This is a genomic window from Nocardioides sp. T2.26MG-1 (assembly GCF_950101795.1).
In the GTDB taxonomy this organism is placed as follows: domain Bacteria; phylum Actinomycetota; class Actinomycetes; order Propionibacteriales; family Nocardioidaceae; genus Nocardioides.
Genome location: NZ_CATNLZ010000032.1, coordinates 19,154 through 41,642, shown reverse-complemented (window position 1 = coordinate 41,642; position 22,489 = coordinate 19,154). Strand labels below are relative to the sequence as shown.

Below are 22,489 nucleotides of genomic sequence, written 5' to 3'. Positions count from 1 at the left end.
ATGTAGCCCGCTCCGGCGCCACCGTGAATTCACCATTCAGTGAAACGTGACGGTAGGAGGACCAGATGAGTGCGACGACAGGTACGGCGTCCGCGGGGACGGACGTCGGTCGCGGGGTGCTGCCGGTGATCGTGTTGGCGCTCGCGGCCGTGGTCTCGGCGATTTCCGCGCTCAACCTCGCGGCACCGTCGATCGCCCGCGACCTGCGGGCCGACCAGACCCAGATCGCCTGGGTGGTCGACGCCTACGCCCTCACGTTCGCCGCACTGCTCCTGCTTGCCGGCGCGATCGGCGACCGGTACGGCCGGCGCCGCGCGCTGCTGGCCGGCCTCGTGGTGTTCGTCGCCGGCTCGGGCGCCGCGATGTTCGCCCAGGAGCCGGGCCAGCTGATCGCGATCCAGGGTGTGCTCGGGGCAGGCGCGGCCCTGGTGATGCCGGCGACCCTGTCGACGATCACGAGCACGTTCCCGCCCGAGCGGCGCGTCCGTGCCGTCGGGACCTGGGCGGGCGTGGCCGGGGCCAGCGCCATGCTGGGGCTGCTCGCCACCGGCCTGCTGCTCGAGGCGTGGTCCTGGCGGTCGGTGTTCGCGTTCAACCTGGTGATGGGGCTGATCGCCCTGGTCGGCACCGTGCGCGTCGTGCCGGAGTCCGCCGATCCGGAGGCGCCACGCCTCGACCTGCCCGGCGCCCTGCTGTCGGTGGTCGGCCTCGGACTGGTCGTGTACTCCGTGATCGAGGCGCCCACCCACGGCTGGGACAGCGTCGAGACCCTCGCCGGGCTCGGTGGCGGGGTCCTCGTGATCGCGGCCTTCGTCGGCTGGGAGCTGACCCGGCCGCAGCCCCTGCTCGACCCCCGCCTGTTCCGGCTCGGCGGCTTCGCCACCGGCACCCTGACGATCACCGTGCAGTTCTTCGGGTTCTTCGGGTTCATCTTCCTGGTCGTGCAGTACCTGCAGCTGGTGCTGGACCGCAGCGCGCTGATCGCCGCCCTCTCCGTGGCCCCGATGGCGCTGGTGATGATGCCCTCCGCCCGCGCTCTCGCCCCGCGGGTCACCGCCCGGGTCGGGGCGCGGCACGTGATGCCCGCCGGGCTGCTGCTGGTCGCCGCCGGGTTCGCCGTGCTCTCCCGGCTCGACGCCTCCAGCTCCTACTGGCCGCTGCTGACCGGCCTGGTGCTGCTCGGCCTCGGGATGGGTCTGGCGATGACGCCGGCGACCAGCTCGATCACCGACGCGCTGCCCCCGGCCAAGCAGGGGGTGGGCTCCGCGGTCAACGACCTGGCCCGCGAGCTGGGTGCCGCCCTGGGGATCGCCGTGCTCGCCAGCATCCTGCAGTCGGTCTACCGCGACGAGCTGCGCCTTCCCCCGCTCCCGTCGGCCGCGGCCGAGCAGGCCCGGTCCTCCTTCGGCGCCGCCACCCACATGGGCGACGCGGTCGCCGCACCGGCCCAGGCCGCGTTCGTCGACGGCATGCAGACCGCGCTGCTGTGGGCGTCGTGCACGACGGCGGCCCTGATGGTGGTCGTCGTGGTGCTCGGCATGGTGCTGCCCGACACCGGCCGGACCCGGGCCGTCAGCTCACCAGCACCGGAATCAGCATCTCCGCGGGCGTGAGCGACCCGTGCAGGCCGACCAGCGTGGCCTCGTAGGGGAACGCGGACGTCGAGAGGACGGCGACGTCGTCGTGGCAGGCGACGACGACGTCGCCCAGCCTCGGCAGCACCGACGGCGACACCGGGCCGAACCAGCCGCGCCCGATCGCTGTCGCACGGGTCATCACCTCGGCCCGGTCGCCGAGCACCTCGGTCCAGGCCGCCACCACGTCGTCGACCGCCCCGCCGTGGCAGTAGAGATGACGGAAGCGGGCCTCACCGCCGAGCAGTGCTACTCCCGCGCGCAGCTCGGCGACGTCGTCGACGTCGACCCGGCTCGAGGCCGGTGAGTCCACCATGCCGTGGTCGGCCACCACGAGCAGCCGGACCGAGGCGGGCAGGGTCTCGCGCAGCTGCTCGGCCTCCGCGTCGATCATCGCGAGCTGCTGGAGCCACTGGTGCGAGGCCACGCCGTAGCGGTGCCCGGTCCAGTCGAGGTCCCCGTCGTACAGGTAGATCAACGAGCCGCGCTCGGCGGACGACGCGACCGCGGCGGCGATCCGCTCGCCGACCTTGTCGGCGCCGACGTACTCCGCCCCGCGGTGGGCGGCCACGGTGAGGCCGCTGCGTGCGAACTCCCGCTTGTTGACCACGGTCGCGCAGCCGCCCGCCTCGCGCAGCCTCGTGAACGCCGTCGGGTTGGGCTGCCACTCGAGCGGGTCGACGTCCTTGTCCCACATCAGCGCGTTGAGCAGCCGGTCGGTCCCGGGCACCCGCGACGTGAAGCCGACCAGGCCGTGGGCGCCGGGCATCAGCCCGGTCCCGAGCGACGTCAGGCTGGTCGCGGTCGTCGACGGCACACCCGCGGTCCCGGGCTCCTGCTCGGCGAGCTGGCCGGCGAGGAACGGCGCCGCGTGCGCGTGCCGCTCCAGCTGGCGCGCGCCGAGCCCGTCGACGAGGAACACGACGTACGCCGGCGCCGGCGGCAGCTCGAGACCGGTCGGGGGCTCGCCGATCGGGGCCCCGAGCGCCGTCGCCACCGCCGGCACGACGTCGCCGATCGACCGGTCGCCGTAGGCCGGCTGGAGGAAGCGGCTCACCTCAGTGGGCGTGGGAGTCGGCGTGGGTCCGTGCCGAGAGCTGCTCGGCGAACGCGAGCAGCCCCGCGACCGCGTCGGTGCCGTCCGCGGCGGCGGAGACCCGCAGCGAGAAGTCGTCGGAGGCAAGCACGCCCGTGTAGCCGTGGTCGGCGTCGCACTCGGGGTCGCTGCAGCCGGCCGGCTCGAGGTCGACCCTGCTGACGCCTCCCCACCCGATGGTCATCACGGCCTCGGCGGGCCGGCTCGGGCCGGACGTCGGGTTCGCGATCATCCGGGTGACCACCACGGACTTGACCGCGGACAGCCGGATCGCCTCGGTGGAGGTCGACGTGTAGGGCTCCGGGAGCAGGTCGTCGCCCTCGTGCTCGTCGGTGTGGGCCAGGATCAGCCGGGTCGGCGTGAGCACCACGACCGACAGGTGCCGGCGCACCTCGTCGCGGTCGAAGGTCGGCTCGTGGTGCACGAAGTACGACACGACGTGCTCACCGGCCACCGCCCCGGCGACCCCGTCGGCGACCACCTCGGGGTAGTAGCCGGTGCGGTCGATCGCGTCCCTCAGCTCGAGGGTCCGGTCGTGGTCCTCGCTGGTCCTGCTGCTCGGCATGCCTGTCAGTCTGTCACGGGGCTCGGGGCAGCTCAGAATGTGTAGTCGAACGCCGCGAGGTCGCGGGCGAAGAGCTCCTCGACCCGGCGCCGCATCGCGGGCGTGTAGATCTCGCGATAGTCGGGGCGCTGGTGGTCGACGTTCACGCTCTGCAGCGGCTCCCACGGCATGTCGAAGCGGGCGAAGACCGCGCGCAGGTCGGCCTCGAGGCTCTCCTGCCGGCCGACGAAGTCCGCACGCCGACCGCCCTTGACGGTCAGGTAGCTGACCTGCGGGGTGCGCAGCCGGGGCCACTCCTCGGTGCCCTTGAGGATGAAGCTCTCGAAGTCGGGGTAGTCCTGCGACACCGACTTGATGAACGACTTGCGCGCGAAGAACTTCTGGGAGCCCCGGCGGCCCTTGGCCGCTCGGTCCTCGAGCCGCTCGACCATGCGGTACCACGACAGCAGCCGGGCGAACGGGTTGCGGACGTAGCCGACGATCCAGTACGACGCCAGCCCGGGCTCGGCCTCCAGGATCTTGCCGAGCGTCGCGTGCCGGTCGACGCCCTTGACGCCGCGCGCGTCGGGCAGCACGTCGTCCAGCCGCTTGTCGATCGTCGAGCCACCCGTCTTCTGCACGTGCACGAAGAGGAAGCGCTGGGCGTCCGAAATGACCATGGCCGGATCCTACGGTGCCGCCTCAGGAGGGGAGCGTGTCCCCCGCAGGGGCCGGCATCCGGCGCACGAACCAGTCCGACCGCGGGTCGGCGACGGGGTCGACGCGCGCGGCCGCGGTCAGCACGGTCGCGCCGTCGGCGCCGGCGAGCACCAGCGACAGCTCGAGGGAGCTGATCTGCGGCAGGTCGTTCTGCAGCTGCGCCACGCGCTGGATCAGCCGCTCGATCTCGGCGACGTCGACCACCTCGCTGCCGCGGTAGCCGAACAGCATCGGGGAGGACTTGATCTCGCGGACCATGGCGGCGGCGTCGCGCTCCCCCAGCGGCGGGATCCGGAACGCCTTGTCGGCGAGCAGCTCGGTGAGCGGGCCCGCGATGCCGAAGGAGACCACCGGCCCGAACAGCGGGTCCTCGATGCTGCGGATCGCGACCGGCACCCCGGGGCTGGAGTTCTTCTGCACCACGAACCCGGCCCGCTTGACGTCGGTGATCACGTGGCCGAGCGACTCCCACGCGTCGAGCATCTCCTCGGCGGTGTCGATGTTGCGCCACACGTGGGCGAGGTCGGGCCGCTCGCGCAGGTGCTCCGCGGTCGCCTTGAGCACGACGTCCCAGCCGAGGGCCTCGCCGGCGGCGACCGCCTCCTCGACGGTCGCGACCGGGCGGGTCTGCCAGAGCTCGATGCCGTAGGACGCGAGCAGCTCGGTCACGGTGTCCGGGTCGAGGTCGGCGCCCTCGGGGTGCTGCGAGAGCACCTGGTTGACGAGCCGCTTCGCGGTGACGGTGTCCACCTCGGCAGGGTCGACGGGGGCGCCGTCGGGCGTGCGGAGCCACACGGCGTACTCCACGACCCGCGCCAGCGCCCGCACGGCCGCCTCGACGCCGGGATAGGACGGGACCGACCCGCGGCCGGCGGTCGAGCCGGCGACGTCGGGCACCCGGAGCAGCTCGGGTACGCCCTCGGAGCCCAGGAACGAGGAGACCAGCGGCTTGTCGGACTGCTCCCCCACCGCGGCGAGGACGTTGGCGACGTCCTCGCCGGAGACGTTGATCGGCGGGACGTAGACGGCCACGACCGAGTCGATCTCTGGGTCGTCGATGGCGGCGTCGAGCGCGTCCTCGAAGTCCTCGGCGCTCGCGTCGGCGCCCAGGGCCGTGGACTTGTTGACCACGAGCCCGACCGCGGCGGCCGCGTCGGCGGCCAGCAGGCCGAGCGCATCGGAGTTGCCGACGATCGCGACCCGGCGCCCGCGCGGCAGCGGCTGGTGGGCGAGCAGCTGGGCGACGTCGAACATCTCCTCGAGCGTGTCGACCTGGATCACCCCGGCCTGGCGGAACATCGCGTCGACGGCGGCCGGCGGGGCCGCGATCTTGCGTACGGCGTGCCCCATCGGGACGCCTTGCGTGGTCCGCCCGGACCGGACCGCGATGATCGGCTTGCGCAGCGAGACCCGCCGGGCGATCCGGGAGAACTTGCGCGGGTTGCCGATCGACTCCAGGTAGAGCAGCACGACCTCGGTGGAGTCGTCCTCCTCCCAGTACTGCAGCAGGTCGTTGCCCGACACGTCGGCACGGTTGCCGGCGCTGACGAACGTCGACAGGCCCAGCCCGCGGTTGTAGACCTTCTCGAGGATCGCGGTGCCGAGTGCGCCGGACTGGCAGAAGAACCCCGCCCGGCCACGCGGCGGCATCAGCGGCGAGAGCGAGGCGTTGAGCGACACCTCCACGTCGGTGTTGATGATGCCCAGGCAGTTGGGCCCGATCAGCCGCAGGCCGTAGGAGCGCGAGAGGCCGACCAGCTTGCGCTGCCGGACCCGGCCCTCCTCACCCGTCTCGGCGAAGCCCGACGAGATCACCACCAGGCCGTGCACGCCCTTGGCCGCGCAGTCGAGCACGACGTCCTGGACCGCCTCGGCCGGCACCGCGACGATCGCCACGTCGACGTCGTCGGGGATGTCGCTGACGGTCTTGTACGTCGGCAGGCCGGACACGGCGCTCGAGGTCGGGTTGACGGCGTAGACCCGGCCCGTGAAGTCGCCCAGCACCAGGTTGCGCACCAGCGCCTGGCCGATGGTCTCCTGGCGACGGCTGGCCCCGATCACCGCGATCGAGCGGGGGTTGAAGAACTTCTCGATCGAGGCGGCCTCGGCCCGGTGCTCGCGGCTCATCATCACCCCGATCGCGGTGTCGGTGGGGTCGATGGAGAACTCCAGCTGCAGCACGCCCTCGTCGTACTCGCTCACCACGCGGTAGCCCGCATCGCGGAAGGTCTGGATCATCCGGGTGTTGTCGGGCAGCACCTCGGCGACGAACCGCTCGATCCCGCGCTCACGGCCGGCCTGGGCGAGGTGCTCGAGCAGCAGCTGGGCGATCCCGCGGCCCTGGTGCTGGTCCTCGACGAGGAACGCGACCTCCGCCTCCCCCGGCTTGACCAGGTCGTAGCGGCCGACCGCGATGATCTGGTCCTGCAGGGTCAGCACGAACGCGACCCGGCCCACGTGGTCGACGTTGGTGAACCGGTCGAGGTCGCGATCGGAGAGCCGCGGCATCGGGGAGAAGAACCGGTAGTACTTCGACTGGTCGGAGACGCGGGAGTAGAACTCGACGAAGACCTCACGGTCCTCGGCCCGGATCGGCCGGATGTGCGCCGTCCGCCCGTCACGGAGCAGGACGTCGGCCTCCCAGTGCCGGGGAGGCGCGGGGACGTCCTGGGTGTCGGTCACAGTGCGAAATCTATCGTGGACGGGTGACGGCGGCGTGGCCCCGGCGTTTCCGTCGGTGTCACTTGGGAGAATCATCCGCATGGCACCGCGCAAGACGAAGAACGACCTCCCCGACGACTTCGAGGAGCACATCCTCGACACCGACATCAAGCAGGAGATGGAGTCGTCGTTCCTGGAGTACGCCTACTCCGTCATCTACTCCCGCGCGCTCCCCGACGCCCGCGACGGGCTGAAGCCGGTGCAGCGCCGGATCCTCTACACGATGAACGACATGGGGCTGCGCCCCGACCGCGGCCATGTCAAGAGCGCCCGCGTCGTCGGCGAGGTCATGGGCAAGCTGCACCCGCACGGCGACAGCGCGATCTACGACGCACTGGTGCGCATGGCGCAGCCCTGGTCCCAGCGCATCCCCACGATCGACGGCCATGGGAACTTCGGCTCTCCGGACGACTCCCCGGCGGCCATGCGGTACACCGAATGCCGGATGGCGCCCCCCGCGGTCGCGATGACCGCCTCGCTCGACGAGGACACCGTCGACTTCAAGCCCAACTACGACAGCCGCGAGTTCGAGCCGGTGGTGCTGCCGGCCGCGATCCCGAGCCTGGTCGTCAACGGCACGACCGGCATCGCCGTCGGCATGGCCACCAACTGCGCCCCGCACAACCTGGTCGAGGTCGTCCAGGCACTGCGCCACCTGATCACCCACCCGTCGGCGTCGGTCGACGACCTGATGCGCTTCATCCCCGGGCCCGACCTTCCCACCGGCGGCAAGATCGTCGGGCTCGACGGCATCCGCGACGCCTACGAGACCGGCCGCGGCACGTTCCGGATGCGCGCCACCGCCCGGGTCGAGGCGATCACCAACCGCCGCAAGGGCATCGTGGTGACCGAGCTGCCCTACGGCGTCGGCACCGAGAAGGTCATCGAGCGCATCAAGACCCTGGTCCAGGGCAAGAAGATCCAGGGCATCTCGGACATGAAGGACCTCACCGACCGCGAGAACGGCCTGCGGCTGGTGATCGAGGTCAAGAACGGCTTCGTCCCCGAGGCGCTGCTCGAGCAGCTCTACAAGCACACGCCGATGGAGGACGCGTTCGGCATCAACGCGGTCGCGCTGGTCGACGGCCAGCCGCGCACGCTGAGCCTCAAGGAGATGCTGCAGGTCTTCCTGGACCACCGCTTCGACGTCGTACGCCGACGCTCGGTGTTCCGCCGCGGCAAGGCCGCCGACCGGCTGCACCTGGTCGAGGGCCTGCTGATCGCGATCCTCGACATCGACGAGGTCATCGCGCTGATCCGCTCCTCCGACAACGCGGCGGCCGCCAAGGAGCGGCTGATCGCGGTCTTCGACCTCAGCCCGGTCCAGGCCGACTACATCCTCGACATGCCGCTGCGCCGCCTCACGAAGTTCTCCCGCATCGAGCTGGAGAAGGAGCAGGACGAGCTGCGCCGGACCATCGAGGACCTCGACGCGATCATCAACGACGACAAGCTGCGCTGGAAGGTCGTCTCCGACGAGCTCGCCGAGGTCGCCAAGACCTACGGCACCCCGCGCCGCACGGTGCTGCTCGAGTCCGCGGGCACCGCCGTCACCGCCGCCGCGGTGCCGCTCGAGGTCGCCGACGACCCGTGCTTCGTCTACCTGTCGTCCAGCGGGCTGCTGGCCCGCACCGCCAACGCCGACCAGCCGGGCCGCGGCGGTGGCCGGGCCAACCACGACGTCGTGGTCTCGGTGGTGCGCGCGACCGCGCGCGGCGAGGTCGGCGGCCTGACCAGCACCGGCCGCCTGGTGAAGATCGGCGTGCTCGAGCTCCCCCAGCTCCCCGACACCGCCAACGACCCGCACCTGGCCGGCGGCCTCCCCGTCAGCGAGATCCTCTCCCTCGAGCCCGGTGAGCGGCTGCTCGGCCTGTGCACGCTCGCGACCGACGGTCCCGGGCTCGCGCTCGGCACCCGCCAGGGCACGGTCAAGCGGGTCAACCCCGAGGTGCTGGGCAAGGACGAGTGGGAGGTGATCCGGCTTGCCGAGGGCGACGAGGTCGTCGGGGCGGTCGAGCTCGCCACGGGCCGCGAGACCCTCTGCTTCATCACCACCGACGCCCAGCTGCTGCACTTCGGTGCCGAGGCGGTCCGGCCCCAGGGCCGCTCGGGTGGCGGCATGGCCGGCATCCGCCTGGCCGCGGGCGAGCGGGTCGCCTGGTTCGGAGTCGTCGACCCGGAGGCGCCCGAGGGCTCGGTCGTGGTCACGGCCTCCGGATCGTCCACCGCACTGCCCGGCACCGAGCCGGGCGCGATCAAGGTGACGCCGTTCTCGGAGTACCCACCCAAGGGTCGGGCCACGGGCGGCGTGCGCTGCCACCGGTTCCTCAAGGGCGAGGACACCCTCGTCCTCGCGTGGGCCGGCACCGCCCCTGCCCGGGCCGCCGCCGCGAGCGGGTCGCCCGTCGACCTGCCGGAGGCCACCGGACGGCGCGACGGCTCCGGAGTGCCGGGCAGCCAGCCGATCGTGGCCTGCGCCGGTCCCGTCGCCGACCGGGTCACGGGGACCGCCGGTGTGGAAGGCTGACGCCGTGCTCCTCCACCCCCGCGCGGTCCCCGCGCTGCTCGCCGCCGCGCTCGCCGCCGTCTCCCTCGCGGCCTGCAGCGGGTCCTCGGACTCCGGTGCCGCCCCGGAGGACGCGCTGGCCACGGCCCAGCAGACCCTCGAGGACACGAGCGGCGTCGAGCTCACGCTGACCACCGACGACCTCCCCGACGGCGTCACCGGTGTCGAGAAGGCCGAGGGCGTCCTCACCAGCGCTCCCGCCTTCGACGGCACGATCACCGTGCCCCTCATGGGCCAGGCCGTGGAGGTGCCGATCATCGCGGTCGACGGCAAGGTCTACGCCGAGGTGCCGTTCACCGCCGGCTGGCAGGACGTCGATCCCGCGGAGTACGGCGCTCCGGACCCGGCCCGGCTGATGAGCGCCGACGAGGGGTTCACCTCGGTGCTCGCCGCCACCACCGACCTCGACAAGGGCGACAGCGTGCGCGGCGGCAAGGACAACAGCGAGGTCCTCACCGAGTACACCGGCACCGTCCCGGGCGACGTCGTCGCCAACGTCATCCCCTCGGCGTCGGGCGACTTCGACGCGACGTACGAGATCACCGACGACGGCGAGCTGCGCAGCGCCGAGCTCACCGGGGTGTTCTACCAGGACTCCGAGTCGATGACCTACACGATCACCTTCGAGGAGTACGGCACCGAGAAGGACATCACCGCGCCGTGACGGCGCCGTCCGTGATGAGTCACCAATGAGCTCACCGCGGGTCCTGCTCTCCCTGGCCGCCGTGGCGGTCGCCTTCGCGGCGGCCGACACGTACGTCGTGGTGCTGGCGCTGCCGGACATGATGGCGAGCACCGGCGTGCCCATCGACGAGCTGCAGCGGGCCGCGCCGATCATCTCCGGGTTCCTGCTCGGGTACGTCGCGATGCTCCCGCTGATCGGCCGGATCGCGGACCTGCGCGGCCGGGTGCCGGTGTTGGTCGCCGCGCTCGCGATCTTCGCGTTCGGGTCGCTGGTCACCACGCTGGCCTACGACATGCCGTCGATGGTCTCGGGCCGGTTCCTGCAGGGGATCGGCGGCGGCGGCCTGGTGCCGGCCACGCTCGCGCTGGTCGCCGACCTCTACCCCGCCGACCGTCGTGGCGTGCCGCTCGGCGTGGTCTCGGCCGTGCAGGAGCTCGGCAGCGTGCTCGGCCCGCTGTTCGGTGCGCTCGTGCTCGCGGTTGCCGACTGGCGCGCGATCTTCCTGGTCAACGTCGCGGTCGGCCTGGTGCTCGCCGCGGCGCTCAGGCAGCTCTCCGGGAGAACGGTGGTTGAGGAGGTTGCGCAGCAACCGTCTCGAAGCCACCGTCCGAGGTTCGACTGGATCGGGCTCCTCCTCGCGATCGTGACCCTGGTCGCCGGGGCGCTGGTGTTCGTCGAGCCCAGCGAGCTGATGCGCGACCTGACCTGGGGGCAGCTGTTCATCCCGGTGACCGGCGACGGGCGCTGGCTCACCCCGCTCGGCCTGGTCACGATCGGTGCGGCCGCCCTGCTGGTGGCGCGCTGCGCCACCGCGCGCCGTCCGCTACTCGACCTGCGGGCCTGGCTGCACACGCTTCGCGAGGCGGACCTGCTGGGCGCCCTGTTCCTGGCGCTCGCGCTCGCCGGCGTGATCCTCGCGTTCGCCACCGCCGACCCCGAGGTGCAGGTCTTCTCCGACCAGGGCGCGTGGTACCTCCTCGGCTCGGCGCTCGCGTCGGCCGCGTTCGTGCTCCACCTGCGGCGGGCACCCGCTCCCCTGGTCCCGCCCGGCACCCTGCGTCGTACCCCCGCGTGGGGGTCGATGCTGGTGAGCTTCTTCGTCGGAGCGGCACTGATCGCCGCCCTCATCGACATCCCGCTGTTCGCGCGCACCACCGTCTACCCCGACTCCCAGCTGATGGCGGCCCTGGTGCTGGTCCGCTTCCTGGTCGCACTGCCGGTCGGGGCCGTCGTGGGCGGCTACCTCACCCGGACGCTGAGCGCCGGGCTGGTCACCGCCGCCGGCATGGCGTGTGCCGCGGGCGGCTTCGCCTGGATGGCGACCTGGGGGCTCGAGAGCCTCGACCACGCGACCGCGACCCTGCCGCTGGTGCTGGGCGGCTTCGGGTTCGGGCTGGCGCTCGCTCCGGTGAACGCCGCCGTGCTCGTCAGCACCGACGATGACGCGCACGGCCTGGCCAGCGCGTTCGTGGTGGTCGCGCGCATGGTCGGGATGCTCGTCGGCATCTCCGCGCTGACCACGCTCGGCCTCCGGCGCTACTACGCCGAGCAGAGCGACCTGCCCTCGGCGCGCGAGGTGTGCGAGGGCCGCACCCGCTGCGCGGAGTTCACCGACCTGCTCAAGACCGCGGGGATCGCCCAGGAACACACCGTGTTCGCCGGTGCCGCGGTGTGCGCGGTGGTCGCCGGCCTGCTCGCGCTGGTGCTGTTCCGCGGCGCGGCGACGCGGGCCGTCTCGACCGGCGAGCTCCTGCGCTCCGGTGGCTGACGCCCTGCGTTAAGGTCCGACGCGTGCCTTCGGACTTCGACGACCTGATCGCTGCCAACCGCGACTTCGCCGCGCACTTCGAGCTCGCCGGCTTCGACGGCGTCGCCCGGGCGGGCGTCGCGATCGTGACCTGCATGGACTCGCGGATCGACCCGCTCGGCATGGTCGGGCTCAAGCCCGGCGACGCCAAGATCTTCCGCAACCCCGGCGGCCGGGTGACCGACCAGGCCCTGGAGGCGCTGGTGCTGGGCGTGCACCTCCTCAACGTCGACCGGGTCCTGGTCATCCCGCACACCCGCTGCGCGATGGCCTCCTCGACGCTCGAGCAGGTCCGTGAGAAGGTCGCCGCCTCCGCCGGCCAGGACGTCTCCTGGCAGACCTTCAGCATGGTGGCCGACCAGCGCGCCGCGCTCGCCGACGACGTGCACAAGGTCGTCTCGCACCCGCTGATCCCCGACTCGGTCAAGGTGGGCGGCTTCATCTACGACGTCGACACGGGCCTGCTCAACCCCGTCGTCTGACCAGCGGCTCGGTCTCGTCGTAGGGCGTCCCGTCGCGGGCCGCACCGACCAGGCGTACGACGCCGGCCTCGGCATCGACCGCGACCACGACGTACGCCCGATGGTGTGCCCAGGGGTACGGCCCCAGCTCGTCCGGGTCGCCCCAGCTGATCGTCCACGTCGGCGGGTCGGCCATCCACGTGGTCGGCATCAGCAGCTCGGGCACGCCGTTGAGCGTGATCACGACGGCGAACGGGTCGGGCACCGTCCCGCCCCTCGCGAGGTTGCGGGCGACCACGAGCCCGCGGTGGGCCGCCATGACGAGATCGAGGGTCGGCTCGACCGGGTTGATCGGCCGGTCCACGATCTGGCCGATCGCGGCGAGCCCGGCGTCAGCATCGATGCGCTGGACGAGCGTCAACACGTCGACGGTGCCGCCGGTGTCGACCTCGAGCACCGGCCACGGGCCGCCGAGCGGCCGCAGTGAGTCGTCGTTCCACAGCTCCTCGGGCGGCCGGCCGAGGTCGTCGCCGCGGGCGGCGTACCGCTTCTCGAGCACGTCGCGCGGACAGGAGCAGAAGACCTCGACGACCGGTGCCGACAGCGCGGCGAGGTCCTCGATCCCCCGCGCTCGATCGACCCAGACGCTGTCCAGGACGCTGCCCGGGTTGAGGCGGGCAAGCGCGAGCAGCGCCCGTACCGCCGCCGCACCGAGCCGCCGCGACTCCTCGAGGGAGCCGGCACCGAGGGACTCGACCAGACCGCTCTTGATCGTGTCCTTGGCCAGGAGGGGCAGCCGGAGCTCCACGGCGAGGGCCGCGGCGAGCGTCGACTTGCCGGAGGCCGGCGGCCCGGTCACGAGGACGTGCATCCTCACATCCGACTGTTCGGGCTCCGCTCGTGACCGAGGTGCAGCTCACTGCGCACCCGGTCGCCGTCGCTCTTGCGGTTCGCGTCGATGACGCCGTCCCGCACCGCGAAGCGGATCACGTAGTAGACGACCGTCAGGGCGACGACCGCGCCCACCAACCCGACCAGGATCCCGAGCAGTCCCACCATCATGCGGCCACCCTAGGGTCCAGCACGACGGAGCGACAGGTCACGACGCTCGGACGACGCCCAGTGCCTCGCGGGCGATCTCCCACTCCTCGTTGGTCGGGACCACCAACACCGCGACCTCGCTGTCCGGGGTCGAGACCGTGAAGGCGCCGGCGCGGTGCGTGTCGTTGGCCTCCGCGTCGATCCGGATGCCGAGCCGCTCGAGGCCCGCGAGCGCCTGGGCGCGTACGCCGGGCATGTGCTCGCCCACGCCACCGGTGAAGACGATCGCATCGACCCGGCCGAGCACGGCGTAGTAGGCGCCGACGTACTTGCGCAGCCGGTAGCAGTAGACGTCCATCGCGAGCCGCGCCCGCGGGTCGCCCTCCTCGAGCAGCCGCTCGAGCTCGCGCATGTCGCTCTGGCCGAGCAGCCCCTTGATGCCGGAGTCGCGGTTCAGTGCGTCGTCGATCTGCTCCAGCGACCAGCCCCACTGCCGGTGCAGGTGCGCGTGCAGCGCGGGGTCGAGGTCGCCGGACCGGGTGCCCATCACCAGGCCCTCGAGCGGGGTGACCCCCATCGAGGTGTCGACGGTCCGGCCTCCGGCCACGGCGGTCGCCGAGGCGCCGTTGCCGAGGTGCAGCACGATCGAGTTCACCGACTCCACGGGGCGGCCAAGCAGCCGGGCGGCCTCGCCCGACACGAACTTGTGCGAGGTGCCGTGGAAGCCGTAGCGCCGGATCCGGTGGCGGTCGCGCCACTCGAGAGGCACGGCGTAGGTGTAGGCGTGCTCCGGCAGCGTCTGGTGGAAGGCCGTGTCGAACACCGCGACCTGGGGGACGGTGTCGAAGATCCGCTGGGCGACCTCGAGACCCTCGAGGTTGGCGGGGTTGTGCAGCGGCGCCAACGGCACGAGGTCGCGGACCGCGTCGATCAGGGCATCGTCGACGAGCACCGGAGCGGAGAAGCGGGCACCGCCGTGCACGACCCGGTGGCCGATGGCGGCGAGCTCCGCATCGGCGAGCGAGGGGCCGTGGGCGTCGAACGCGTCGAGTGCGGCCCGCAGCGCCGCCTCGTGCGAGGGCAGCGGCAGCTCGGTGCGGTGCTTCTCGCCGTCCGGACCGGTGTGGCTGAGGATGCCCGCGGCACCGGACGAGTCGGCGATCCTCTCGGCCAGACCGACCGCGAGGCTCTCCCCCGTGTCGCCGTCGACGAGGCTGTACTTCAGCGAGGACGAGCCCGCGTTGATCACCAGGACGAGCGCGCTCACGCGGGGGTCTCCTTCATCTGCTGTGTCATCTGCTGTGTCATCTGCTGGGCCTGGATCGCCGTGATCGCGACCGTGTTGACGATGTCGCGGACCGTGGCCCCGCGGGACAGGTCGTTGACCGGCTTGCGCAGCCCCTGCAGGACCGGGCCGATGGCCACGGCTCCGGCGGAGCGCTGCACCGCCTTGTAGGTGTTGTTGCCGGTGTTGAGGTCCGGGAAGATGAAGACCGTCGCCCGGCCGGCGACCTGCGAGTCCGGCAGCTTCGTGCGCGCCACCGCCGGGTCGATCGCCGCGTCGTACTGGATCGGGCCCTCGACCAGCAGGTCCGGGGCGCGGTCGCGGACCAGGGCCGTGGCCGCGGAGACCTTCTCGACGTCGCTGCCGGCGCCCGAGGACCCGGTGGAGTAGGACAGCATGGCCACCCGCGGCTCGATGCCGAACGCGGCGGCGGTGGCGGCCGAGGAGATCGCGATGTCGGCGAGCTGCTCCGCGGTCGGGTCGGGGTTGACCGCGCAGTCGCCGTAGACGAGCACCTGGTTCTCCAGGCACATGAAGAACACCGAGGAGACCACCGAGACGCCCGGCACGGTCCGGACCACCTCCAGCGCCGGCCGGATCGTGTGGGCGGTGGTGTGGACGGACCCGGAGACCATGCCGTCGGCGAGACCGAGCTCGACCATCAGCGTGCCGAAGTAGGACTCGTCCCGCACTCGCGTGAGCGCGTCGTCCCGCTCGAGGCCGCGGTGCTTGCGGCGCTGGTAGTACTCCTCGGCGAAGCGCTCGGTCAGGTCCGACGTGCGGGGGTCGAGCAGCGTCGCCGCCGAGACGTCCACGCCGATGCCGGCCGCCTGGGCGCTGATCCGGATCGGGTCGCCGAGCAGGGTGAGCTCCGCGACGCCCCGGCGCAGCAGGAGGTCGGCGGCCCGCAGGATCCGCTCCTCCTCGCCCTCGGGCAGCACGATGTGCCGGCGGCGGCCGGATGCGTCGTCGACCAGCTGGTGCTCGAACATCAGCGGGGTCACGGCCGTGGTGCGCGAGACGTCGAGCCGGTCGAGCAGGGCGACGCCGTCGACGTGCTGGGCGAACAGCCCCAGCGCCGCCGCGATCTTGCGCGGCGAGCTCGCGGTGAGGCGCCCCCGCACCGAGGTGAGCGCGGCCGACGTCTCCTGGGTGAGCAGGTCCGTGGCGACGATCGGCAGGGTCGCGCCGATGCCCTCGAGGAGCCGCGCGACCTGGACGGGCAGCTCGATGCCGCCGTTGAGCACGATCGCGGAGACCTGCGGGAAGTTGGCGGAGACGTGGGCCATCAGGACGCCGAGCACCACTTCGGGCCGGTCTCCGGCCGTCACCACGACGGCGTCGTCGAAGAGCCGGTCGAGCACGTTCGGCATCGTCATCCCCGCGACGAGCAGGCCGAGCACCTCACGGTCGAGCAGCGCCGGGTCCCCGGAGACCAGGGTGCCGTCGACCGCGGGCATCAGGTCGGCGACCGACGGGGCGGAGAGCAGCGGGTCGTAGGGGATCGCGTACGCCGGCACCGCGTCGGTCGCCAGCGCGGCGACCACCTCGCCGGGGTCGGGCAGCGTCACCCGGTTGGCGACGAGCGCGAACAGCGTGGCGTGGTTGGCCGTGATCGCCGCGGTGGTGATGTCGGCCAGCGTCACCAGGTCGGTCGGTGTGCGGTCCTTGCCGTTGAGCACCAGGAGCACCGGCGAGCTGAGGTTGGCCGCGATCCGGGCGTTGTACGAGAGCTCGGTCGGAGTGGCGACGTCGGTGTAGTCCGAGCCGACGACCACGACGGCGTCGCACTGCTCGGCGACCCGGTGGTAGCGCTCCACGATCGTGTCGAGCGCGGCGACCGGGTCGGCGTGCACGTCGTCGTACGTCACGCCCGTGCACTCGTCGTAGTCGAGCGTGACGGCCTCGTGCGCGATCAGCAGGTCGAGGACGTAGTCCCGCTCCCCCCGGGCCGTCGCCTGGTCGTTGCGGACGATCGGGCGGAAGACGCCGACCCGCTCGACGCGGCGGGAGAGCGCGTCGAGCACGCCCAGGGCGATGGCCGACTTACCCGTGGACCCCTCGATCGAGGCGACGTAGACGCTGGTGCACACGGGTCGACCCTATGCCGGGCCCGACTCCGCCACGGGGGCCGGGCGGACCACATCCGGGGGCCGAAAGTCCACAATTCAACGAGCGGTGGCGCCGCTCACAGACCGGCGCCGACGGCGTAGCCGACCGCGGCCGCGCCGAGACCGACCGTCAGGCTCAGAGCGACGTTGAGCAACGCGTAGAGGCGGGCGCCGTCCTCGAACAGCCGGAAGGTCTCGTAGCCGAACGTGCTGTACGTCGTCAGCGCGCCGCACAGCCCGGTGCCCAGCGTCAGCATCACCGCGTCGGGCACGTCGCGCCCGGTCGAGAGCCCCACCAGCAGGCCGAGGACCAGGGAGCCGGCGACGTTGACGATCATCGTGCCCCACGGCACCAGGCTGTCGTGCCGCGACTGGACGGCACGGTCGACGAGATAGCGCCCCGGCGCCCCGACCGCGGCCCCCAGGCACACCCACACGAAACCGGTCACGCGCGGTCGTCCCGGAAGCGGTGCACCCGGACCGTCACCTCGTCGATGGTCACCAGGCCCTCCCCGACCACCTCGTCGACCTGGGGCAGGAACGCCTCGATGCGCTCGGCGACGTCGATGATCACCACCGCGACCGGGAGGTCCTCGGAGAGCGACAGCAGCCGGGAGGTGTGCACCTTGCTCGACGACCCGAACCCCTCGATGCCGCGGAACACGCTGGCCCCGGCCAGGCCGGCGGCGTTGGCCCGGTGCACGAGCTCGGTGTAGAGCGGCTTGTGGTGCCAGGTGTCGGATTCGCCGATGTAGATCGTGAGCCGGCTCGCCGCTCCGTCCAGCCCCTGGGCGGGCCGGCCCTCCGTCGGGTCAGTGGTCATCGCTGGTCTCCCCTCTCCTGGTTCGCTGTCGACGCCGCAGCCCGGTGGCCGCCCGCACCCCGCCACGCGCCGCGACCACGCCGACCGCCACGGCGGCCAGCGCCAGCACGAGCGTGCCCGCCCAGTAGCCGGCCGCGGCGACCGGGCGGCCGTCGTCGACCAGCCTGACCGTGTCGACGGCGTACGTCGAGAACGTCGTGAACCCGCCCAGCACGCCGACGCCGGCGAACGGCCGCAGCAGCGGGTGCGCGCCGCCGACCTCGACCACGAACACCATGAGCACCCCGATCAGCAGGCACCCGAGCGCGTTCACGCCCAGCGTCGTCCACGGCACGCCCTCGTGCGGCGTGGGCCACACCCGCGCGGCGCCGTAGCGGGCGCCGGCGCCCACCACGCCGCCGAGCGCGATCACCGGCAGCACGAACCGGTGCCGGCTCCACTCGCGCCGCTGCCCGGGGAGACCCACGGTCAGGCGTCGAGCGACTCGACGTCGACCTCGTAGGCGCCCTGCACGATGAACTCCTTGCGGGGGGCGACGTCGGAGCCCATCAGCAGCTCGAACACGTGCGCCGCCTCCTCCGCGTTGTCGATGGTGATCCGGCGCAGCGTGCGGTGCCGCGGGTCCATCGTGGTCTCCGCGAGCTGGTGGGCGTCCATCTCACCGAGGCCCTTGTAGCGCTGCACCGGCTCCTTCCAGCGCACGCCCTTCTTCTTCAGCTCGGCGAGCCTGCGCTGCAGCTCGTCGTCGGAGTAGGTGTAGACGTACTTCTCCATCCCCTTCTTGGGGTTGGAGATCTCGACGCGGTGCAGGGGCGGGACGGCCGTGTAGACGCGGCCCTCCTGGATCAGCTCGGGCATGTACTTGTAGAAGAGCGTGGCCAGCAGGCAGCGGATGTGGGCGCCGTCGGAGTCGGCGTCGGCCATGAAGATGATCCGGCCGTAGCGGCGTGCCTCGAGGTCGAACGTGCGGCCCGAGCCGGCGCCGACCACCTGGATGATCGAGGCGCACTCGGCGTTCTTGAGCATGTCGCCGACGGAGGCCTTCTGGACGTTGAGGATCTTGCCCCGGATCGGCAGCAGCGCCTGGAACTCGGAGTTGCGGGCCAGCTTGGCCGTGCCGAGGGCCGAGTCGCCCTCGACGATGAACAGCTCGGTGCGCTCGTTGTCGACCGCGCGGCAGTCGGCGAGCTTGGAGGGCAGCGCCGAGGACTCCAGGGCGTTCTTGCGGCGCTGGGTCTCCTTGTGCTGGCGAGCGGCGAGCCGGGTCTTGGCGGCCCCGGCGACCTTCTCCATCACCAGCTTGGCCTGCGCCTTCTCGGCGCGCTTGGTCGAGGTGAGGAACTTCTTCAGCTCCGCGGAGACCACGCGGCGGACGACGGTGCGGGCCGCGGGCGTGCCGAGGATCTCCTTGGTCTGACCCTCGAACTGGGGCTCGGCGAGGCGGGCGGTCACGACCGCGGTCATGCCCTCGAGGACGTCGTCCTTGATCACGTCGTCGTCGTTGACCCGGAGGACCTTCGCGGACTTCATCACGTCGTTGAACGTGCGGGTCACCGCCTGCTCGAAGCCGCTGACGTGGGTGCCGCCCTTGGGGGTCGCGATCACGTTGACGAACGACCGGACCACGGTGTCGTAGCCGGTGCCCCAGCGCAGCGCCACGTCGACGTGCAGCTCGCGCTCGACCTCCTGCGGGGTCATCTGCCCCTTCGCGTCCAGCAGCGGCACGGTCTCGGTGAACGTCTCGGTGCCCTGCAGCCGGAGGATGTCGGTGACCGGCTCGTCGGGCGCCAGGAAGTCGGCGAACTCCGCGATGCCGCCGTCGTGGCGGAACTTCTCCTCGACCGGGTCGGGGCCGCGCAGGTCGCGGATCACCAGCTCGAGGCCCGGGACGATGAAGGAGGTCTGCCGAGCCCGTCCGATCAGGTCCTCGTAGACGAAGCGGGCGTCCTTGGTGAAGATCTGCCGGTCCGGCCAGAACACGATGCGGGTGCCGGTCCGGCCCTTGGCGACCCGGCCGCCCTTGCGGGTCAGTCCCGACCGCGGCTCGAAGTCCGCATCGGGCCCGTCGCCGGTGAACACGCCCGGGACGCCGCGCCGGAACGAGATGCCCTGCCGAGACGGCGAGCGGTCGACGTCGATGTCCATCCGGGTCGCCAGCGCGTTGACGACCGAGAGCCCCACCCCGTGCAGGCCACCGGTCGCGACGTACGAGCCGCCGCCGAACTTGCCGCCGGCGTGCAGCTTGGTCGCCACCACCTCGACACCGGGCAGCCCGGTCTTGGGCTCCTTGTCGGTCGGGATGCCGCGGCCGTCGTCGTAGACCTCGGCGGAGCCGTCGGGGTGGAGGGTGACCTCGACGTGGGTCGCGTGGCCGCCGAGCGCCTCGTCGACGCCGTTGTCGATGATCTCCCACAGGCAGTGCATGAGGCCGCGGGTGTCGGTGGACCCGATGTACATCCCGGGACGCTTGCGGACCGCCTCCAGGCCCTCGAGGACGAGGAGGTGCGCTGCGTTGTACGTGTTGTCGATCGTGGGGCTCCTGGTCGTGCCGGACCCGCGCAGTGCGGGCCGGCAATCCGTTCGGGTCTGAGCCTCGAATCTACCTGCGACACGCCGGAGGTCGGTGAAGGCTCGCCTGCCGACCGCGCGGCTACCGTGGTCAGCACTTCCCCGAGCACGACCCGCGCAGCCGCACCAGCACCGCCAGCACCACCTGCAGCACACCTGGCAGCACCGTGGGGTTCGTCACGATGCGGACACGATCGGCTCTCGGCCCGCCCGTTCCGCAACCTCGGGCCCCGCAGTCACGTCAGACTGATCAGTGAAGTCCCGACGATCGTCGGGTCGCTCCCTCCACACCGAGATCCGCCCGATGCCTCTCAAGGCATGGAAATCGGCCGAAAGGGGAAGAGACACCGTGATTGGATGAAGTGTCGGACAGTACGAGGTGCCGGGAATCTTGGACCCCGTCGCTACGTTGTGACTGACACCGAGGCAGAAGAAGAAATGAGGCCGATGTGACCACTGCAGTTGCCCCAAGCGCCGCCGCGCTGAGCGCAGCGGATCGTTGCGACCGTTGCGGAGCCCAGGCCTACCTTCGCGTGGAGCTCCAGTCCGGTGGTGAGCTGCTCTTCTGCGCCCACCACGCCCGCGAGCATGGTGACAAGCTCAAGGAGATCGCCGCCAACGTCGTCGACGAGACCCACAAGCTCTCCGGCACCTCTGCTCCCGCCCCCGAGGCCGAGCGCTGAGGCCACCGGCCACCGCAGACTTCCACCGCGGCCCCGGACACCTGTCCGGGGCCGCGGTGCGTCTGTGACAGGGTTTGCGTCCATGAGCCCGACCGAGGTCCTCGTCGCCCTGGCGATCGCCGTCGGCCTGGTCGGCATCCTGGTCCCGATCCTGCCCGGGACCGTCCTGGTCGGCGGCGCGATCCTGGTGTGGGCCTGGTCGGTCGGCACCACCACCGCGTGGCTGGTCCTCGCGGTCGCGGTCGTGATCCTCGCCGCCGGCACGGCCGTGAAGTACCTCCTCCCCGGCCGGCGTCTCCAGGTCGCCGGCATCCCCGCGTCCACGCAGTGGTTCGGCGTGCTGCTCGGCGTGGTCGGCTTCTTCGTCGTACCGGTCGTCGGGCTGTTCCTCGGCTTCGTGCTCGGGGTCTACCTGGCCGAGCTACGCCGTGTCGGGTCCGCGCAGGCGTGGCCCTCGACCGTGCACTCGCTCAAGGCCGTGGGCCTGAGCATCCTCATCGAGCTGGCCGCGGCCGTCGCCGCGACCCTCGTGTGGGTCGTCGGCGTGGTGGCCACCTGATGCCGATCCTGCTGTCGCTGCTGGCGGCGGTGGCCTACGGGCTGAGCGACTTCAACGGGGGCATCTTCTCCCGCCGCGGCGGTGCTTGGGCGGTCTCCCTCGTCGCGCAGATCGCCGGCGCGTCCCTCGTGCTGCTGCTCACCCTGGTCACCGACGGCTCCCCCACCCGCGGCGACCTGGCCTGGGCCCTGGTCGCGGGCCTCGGCAACGGGTTCGGTACGGCGTTCCTCTACCGCGGCCTCTCCTCGGGCCGGATGGGCGTGGTCGCGCCGGTCTCGGCGGTCGGCTCGGTCCTCGTGCCGGTGGTCGTCGGCGTCACGACCGGCGAGCGGCCCGCCCAGCTCGTCTGGCTCGGCATCCTGCTGGCGGTGCCGGCCATCTGGCTGGTGTCCCGCGAACCGACCGACGGGGCCGCCCCCGGCGGCTCGGGCCTGCTCGACGGCGTGCTCGCCGGGCTGGGGTTCGGCACCCTGTTCGCCGCGTTGGCCCAGATCCCCGAGGAGGCCGGCTTCCTGCCGCTGGCGCTCAACCAGGTCGTCGCCGGTGTCGCGATCGTCGCGGTCGCGATGGCCCTGCGTCGCGACTGGGTGCCGCGCAACCGCTACGCCCTCGGCGGCATCGCCAGTGGCGCCCTCGGCGCGCTGGCGACCGGGGCCTTCATGGTCGCCACGCAGGGCGGCTACCTGACCGTGACCTCGGTGGTCACCTCGCTCTACCCCGCGTTCACGGTGCTCCTGGCCGCGACCGTGCTCCGCGAGCACATCCACCGCGCCCAGGCGGTCGGCCTGGCGCTGTGCGCCTGCGCGGTCGCGCTGGTCGCCGCCGGTTGAGCCGGCGACGACCCGGTCGGATCACTCCTCGCTGTCGCCCTCGATCACCACGACCCGGTAGCGGTCGTCGAGGCGTACGTCGACGGTCGTGCCGTCGGGCCTGGTGACCTCGACCTCGTAGGTCGCGCCGTTCTCGTGATCGGACTCCACGCTGTTGGCGGTGCCCCCACCGGTGGCCTCGAGGGCGGCCTTCGTCGCGGCATCCGCCTGCTCCTGCGTGTACTGGTGGCTGGCGGGACCGTCGTCCCCGCTGGTGCCGATCGCGACCCCGCCGACGGCGACGGCCACGCCCGCTCCGAGCGCTGATGCACCGATGATGACCCGCTTGCGCATGGTTCTCTCCTCCTGCTCGGAC

21 protein-coding genes are annotated in these 22,489 nt (G+C 72.1%); 8 read left to right on the top strand and 13 right to left on the bottom strand.

Annotated features, from left to right (window positions below):
- Positions 1-65: 65 nt before the first annotated feature.
- Positions 66-1,613: an MFS transporter gene (locus QQZ14_RS15225; protein WP_284535196.1), complete on the top strand. Its 1,548-nt coding sequence runs from the start codon at positions 66-68 to the stop codon at positions 1,611-1,613.
- On the opposite strand, the gene QQZ14_RS15220 is transcribed toward QQZ14_RS15225, so the two are convergent.
- From QQZ14_RS15220 to QQZ14_RS15205, 4 genes are read right to left on the bottom strand one after another with little or no spacing between them, the layout of a single operon-like run.
- Positions 1,573-2,691 (bottom strand): alkaline phosphatase family protein, encoded by a 1,119-nt coding sequence (locus tag QQZ14_RS15220; protein ID WP_284535195.1) that lies wholly within the window; start codon positions 2,689-2,691, stop codon positions 1,573-1,575. The genes QQZ14_RS15225 and QQZ14_RS15220 overlap by 41 nt on opposite strands.
- Before the next feature lies 1 nt (position 2,692).
- Positions 2,693-3,295, bottom strand: a complete 603-nt coding sequence (locus QQZ14_RS15215) for a DUF5998 family protein (protein WP_284535194.1) — start codon at positions 3,293-3,295, stop codon at positions 2,693-2,695.
- A 32-nt stretch (positions 3,296-3,327) separates the two neighbouring features.
- A complete protein-coding gene (locus QQZ14_RS15210) occupies positions 3,328-3,954 on the bottom strand; it encodes a sulfotransferase family 2 domain-containing protein (protein WP_284535193.1) in 627 nt (208 codons plus the stop codon).
- A 22-nt stretch (positions 3,955-3,976) separates the two neighbouring features.
- Positions 3,977-6,676: a bifunctional acetate--CoA ligase family protein/GNAT family N-acetyltransferase gene (locus QQZ14_RS15205; RefSeq protein ID WP_284535192.1), complete on the bottom strand. Its 2,700-nt coding sequence runs from the start codon at positions 6,674-6,676 to the stop codon at positions 3,977-3,979.
- A gap of 79 nt (positions 6,677-6,755) precedes the next feature.
- Between QQZ14_RS15205 and QQZ14_RS15200 the strand changes: the two genes are divergently transcribed.
- The 4 genes from QQZ14_RS15200 to QQZ14_RS15185 are packed head-to-tail and all read left to right on the top strand — an operon-like array spanning position 6,756 to position 12,255.
- Complete coding sequence (locus tag QQZ14_RS15200) at positions 6,756-9,242, top strand: DNA gyrase/topoisomerase IV subunit A (RefSeq protein ID WP_284535191.1); 2,487 nt, start codon at positions 6,756-6,758, stop codon at positions 9,240-9,242.
- 4 nt (positions 9,243-9,246) lie between these two features.
- A complete protein-coding gene (locus QQZ14_RS15195; protein ID WP_284535190.1) occupies positions 9,247-9,945 on the top strand; it encodes an LppX_LprAFG lipoprotein in 699 nt (232 codons plus the stop codon).
- A gap of 25 nt (positions 9,946-9,970) precedes the next feature.
- Positions 9,971-11,734 carry an MFS transporter gene (locus QQZ14_RS15190; protein WP_284535189.1) on the top strand — a complete coding sequence of 588 codons (1,764 nt, stop codon included), beginning with the start codon at positions 9,971-9,973 and terminating at the stop codon, positions 11,732-11,734.
- A gap of 23 nt (positions 11,735-11,757) precedes the next feature.
- A complete protein-coding gene (locus QQZ14_RS15185; RefSeq protein ID WP_284535188.1) occupies positions 11,758-12,255 on the top strand; it encodes a beta-class carbonic anhydrase in 498 nt (165 codons plus the stop codon).
- On the opposite strand, the gene QQZ14_RS15180 is transcribed toward QQZ14_RS15185, so the two are convergent.
- The 8 genes from QQZ14_RS15180 to QQZ14_RS15145 all read right to left on the bottom strand — a co-directional run bounded on the left by QQZ14_RS15180 (position 12,239) and on the right by QQZ14_RS15145 (position 19,951).
- Positions 12,239-13,105 carry an AAA family ATPase gene (locus QQZ14_RS15180; RefSeq protein ID WP_284535187.1) on the bottom strand — a complete coding sequence of 289 codons (867 nt, stop codon included), beginning with the start codon at positions 13,103-13,105 and terminating at the stop codon, positions 12,239-12,241. The two genes, QQZ14_RS15185 and QQZ14_RS15180, sit on opposite strands and share 17 nt — an antisense overlap.
- A 2-nt stretch (positions 13,106-13,107) precedes the next feature.
- Positions 13,108-13,296: a DUF6019 family protein gene (locus tag QQZ14_RS15175; RefSeq protein ID WP_284535186.1), complete on the bottom strand. Its 189-nt coding sequence runs from the start codon at positions 13,294-13,296 to the stop codon at positions 13,108-13,110.
- A 37-nt stretch (positions 13,297-13,333) separates the two neighbouring features.
- On the bottom strand, positions 13,334-14,542 hold the full coding sequence (locus tag QQZ14_RS15170; protein ID WP_284535185.1) for an acetate/propionate family kinase: 1,209 nt from the start codon (positions 14,540-14,542) through the stop codon (positions 13,334-13,336).
- Positions 14,539-16,653, bottom strand: coding sequence for a phosphate acetyltransferase (gene pta / locus QQZ14_RS15165; protein ID WP_284535184.1), 2,115 nt, complete (start codon positions 16,651-16,653; stop codon positions 14,539-14,541). Before pta ends, QQZ14_RS15170 begins: the two co-directional genes overlap by 4 nt.
- Positions 16,654-16,748: 95 nt before the next feature.
- Positions 16,749-17,120 carry a fluoride efflux transporter CrcB gene (gene crcB, locus QQZ14_RS15160; RefSeq protein WP_284535183.1) on the bottom strand — a complete coding sequence of 124 codons (372 nt, stop codon included), beginning with the start codon at positions 17,118-17,120 and terminating at the stop codon, positions 16,749-16,751.
- Positions 17,117-17,494: a DUF190 domain-containing protein gene (locus tag QQZ14_RS15155; RefSeq protein WP_284535182.1), complete on the bottom strand. Its 378-nt coding sequence runs from the start codon at positions 17,492-17,494 to the stop codon at positions 17,117-17,119. The genes crcB (QQZ14_RS15160) and QQZ14_RS15155 overlap by 4 nt, the downstream gene beginning before the upstream one ends.
- Complete coding sequence (crcB, locus tag QQZ14_RS15150; RefSeq protein ID WP_284535181.1) at positions 17,484-17,960, bottom strand: fluoride efflux transporter CrcB; 477 nt, start codon at positions 17,958-17,960, stop codon at positions 17,484-17,486. Before crcB (QQZ14_RS15150) ends, QQZ14_RS15155 begins: the two co-directional genes overlap by 11 nt.
- Before the next feature lie 2 nt (positions 17,961-17,962).
- On the bottom strand, positions 17,963-19,951 hold the full coding sequence (locus QQZ14_RS15145) for a DNA gyrase/topoisomerase IV subunit B (RefSeq protein WP_284535180.1): 1,989 nt from the start codon (positions 19,949-19,951) through the stop codon (positions 17,963-17,965).
- Between the two features lie 560 nt (positions 19,952-20,511).
- On the opposite strand from QQZ14_RS15145, the gene QQZ14_RS15140 reads away from it, so the two are divergent.
- The 3 genes from QQZ14_RS15140 (at position 20,512) to QQZ14_RS15130 (ending at position 22,134) form a co-directional block, all read left to right on the top strand.
- Positions 20,512-20,745: a DUF7455 domain-containing protein gene (locus QQZ14_RS15140; protein ID WP_284535179.1), complete on the top strand. Its 234-nt coding sequence runs from the start codon at positions 20,512-20,514 to the stop codon at positions 20,743-20,745.
- Between the two features lie 82 nt (positions 20,746-20,827).
- Complete coding sequence (locus QQZ14_RS15135; protein WP_284535178.1) at positions 20,828-21,304, top strand: DUF456 domain-containing protein; 477 nt, start codon at positions 20,828-20,830, stop codon at positions 21,302-21,304.
- Entirely contained in the window at positions 21,304-22,134 is an 831-nt protein-coding gene (locus QQZ14_RS15130) for an EamA family transporter (RefSeq protein ID WP_284535177.1), read from the top strand. The genes QQZ14_RS15135 and QQZ14_RS15130 overlap by 1 nt, the downstream gene beginning before the upstream one ends.
- Positions 22,135-22,155: 21 nt before the next feature.
- On the opposite strand, the gene QQZ14_RS15125 is transcribed toward QQZ14_RS15130, so the two are convergent.
- Positions 22,156-22,467, bottom strand: coding sequence for a PepSY domain-containing protein (locus tag QQZ14_RS15125; protein WP_284535176.1), 312 nt, complete (start codon positions 22,465-22,467; stop codon positions 22,156-22,158).
- Positions 22,468-22,489: the final 22 nt, after the last annotated feature.

Bases quoted from the DNA above. Each gene is read 5' to 3' on its own strand.
- QQZ14_RS15200 (WP_284535191.1), top strand. From the start codon at position 6,756: ATGGCACCGCGCAAGACGAAGAACGACCTCCCCGACGACTTCGAGGAG.
- QQZ14_RS15145 (WP_284535180.1), bottom strand. From the start codon at position 19,951: ATGTACATCGGGTCCACCGACACCCGCGGCCTCATGCACTGCCTGTGG.
- QQZ14_RS15155 (WP_284535182.1), bottom strand. From the start codon at position 17,494: ATGACCACTGACCCGACGGAGGGCCGGCCCGCCCAGGGGCTGGACGGA.
- QQZ14_RS15125 (WP_284535176.1), bottom strand. From the start codon at position 22,467: ATGCGCAAGCGGGTCATCATCGGTGCATCAGCGCTCGGAGCGGGCGTG.
- QQZ14_RS15225 (WP_284535196.1), top strand. From the start codon at position 66: ATGAGTGCGACGACAGGTACGGCGTCCGCGGGGACGGACGTCGGTCGC.
- QQZ14_RS15135 (WP_284535178.1), top strand. From the start codon at position 20,828: ATGAGCCCGACCGAGGTCCTCGTCGCCCTGGCGATCGCCGTCGGCCTG.
- QQZ14_RS15130 (WP_284535177.1), top strand. From the start codon at position 21,304: ATGCCGATCCTGCTGTCGCTGCTGGCGGCGGTGGCCTACGGGCTGAGC.
- QQZ14_RS15180 (WP_284535187.1), bottom strand. From the start codon at position 13,105: ATGCACGTCCTCGTGACCGGGCCGCCGGCCTCCGGCAAGTCGACGCTC.
- QQZ14_RS15175 (WP_284535186.1), bottom strand. From the start codon at position 13,296: ATGATGGTGGGACTGCTCGGGATCCTGGTCGGGTTGGTGGGCGCGGTC.
- QQZ14_RS15190 (WP_284535189.1), top strand. From the start codon at position 9,971: ATGAGCTCACCGCGGGTCCTGCTCTCCCTGGCCGCCGTGGCGGTCGCC.
- QQZ14_RS15215 (WP_284535194.1), bottom strand. From the start codon at position 3,295: ATGCCGAGCAGCAGGACCAGCGAGGACCACGACCGGACCCTCGAGCTG.
- QQZ14_RS15210 (WP_284535193.1), bottom strand. From the start codon at position 3,954: ATGGTCATTTCGGACGCCCAGCGCTTCCTCTTCGTGCACGTGCAGAAG.